The 1,407-nt window shown below is 66.1% G+C and carries 1 pseudogene; it reads right to left on the minus strand.

Annotation, left to right across the window (positions count from 1 at the left end):
- Positions 1 to 901 (minus strand): annotated as a pseudogene (locus ACPEH8_RS19380) (autotransporter outer membrane beta-barrel domain-containing protein); the annotation flags it as partial.
- Between the last annotated feature and the right edge of the window lie 506 nt (positions 902 to 1,407).

A 1,407-nucleotide genomic window follows, 5' to 3' on the forward strand; every position in this document is an offset into this window, starting at 1 on the left:
TCCAGGTGCTGTTGGTGCCGATGTCGGCGCGGCTGACGTTGATGAAGCGACCGTCGATGCGCGCGTTGTTGCGCAGCGTGACATCCAGCGTGCCGTTCATGGTGCGGGTATCGAAGGTGACATTGCCACCAAGGCGTGCATCGTCGACGGTGAAGTCCACGTCGATGCGACCGGCATCCACGCTGCCGTCGCGCGTCTGCATCAGCAGCAGATTGCCGTCGCCGGCGATGAGCTGCGCGCCGTTGGCAATCACGATCTCGGCGCTGTTTTCAACTCCATGCATGGATGCCACGTTTATCGCGGCGCCCCGGCCGGACTGCACGGTGGCATTGTCGATGCGCAGGCGCAGCGGGTCTGCGGCCTCCACACGAGAGAACAGCTGCACCCCGATGTTGTCCGCCTCGATCCGTGCCCCGTTGACGATGTCGACCTGGCCAGCCGTCATCCGCACACCGAGCCCACTGTTGATTCCGCCGGTGGAGTCTTCGACGCGGACGCGGGTCGAATCCAGAACGACGCGTGCGCCGTGGCTCGGGTCGGTACTGGTGATATCCACGCCCACGCTGAGGCCGGTGGGATCCAGGCCATCGGCACGGGTCACCAGAACGGCGCTGTTGACCAGATGTGCCGAGCTGTTGCCAGACAGGTGCACGCTCCCGCCGCGGAACGTGCTCGAGGTTGCTTCCAGCACGGCCGTGTCCCGCAGCCTCACCACGTCCTGTTCGTCGTCGTCCACCTGGGCGGCGGCACCTTGCATCTGCACGCGCGAATTCTGGGAGGCATCGATGGAGCGGGTACCCGCTCCGTCGACGATAAGCTGCGCGCCGTTCAGGAGGGTCCATTCCTCAATGCTGCTGTCTGGATTCAATACCAGCGTCTCGCCATCGAGGACCTCGGACATGGCGCCGTGGGGCAGCGAAACCAGTGCGAACGCCACAGCACAGGCAAGGGAGCGCACGGCAGGCCGCTTGGAGGGTGTTCCAGTCATCGTAGTGATCTCGTCAGTGGGAAACCGTGGCCGCGCACGTCAGGTGATTGCCGCGCCCCGGCGGTGCGCCTCCCGGCGTCACCTTCCTGAAGGGGGGAGGGCGACGTGAGGGCGGTCGGGTGGCGTGCGGCACGTGTCAGCGAGGACGCGCAGTGTCGCGGTGATATGCGACGCGACCCATGCAAGAAGTTGCAGATACGCCGCGCCTGTCGGTACATGCATTGGGTGTTCAGGTGGCCGACGATGGTGGGCCGCCGGAAGCAGAAAAGGACGCCGGGCAGTGCCCGGCGTCCTCATCTCCGTCCGCCGCTGTCACGACCCTTTACCAGGCGTAGGACATCCCCAGCTGCGCACTGGCTTCGCGGTAGCCGCTGTCGCCGCGCATCAGGCCCAGCCCACCCCAGGCCGAAACGCCCGGG

This window comes from Stenotrophomonas sp. NPDC077461 (assembly GCF_049545475.1).
Classification (GTDB): domain Bacteria; phylum Pseudomonadota; class Gammaproteobacteria; order Xanthomonadales; family Xanthomonadaceae; genus Stenotrophomonas; species Stenotrophomonas nematodicola.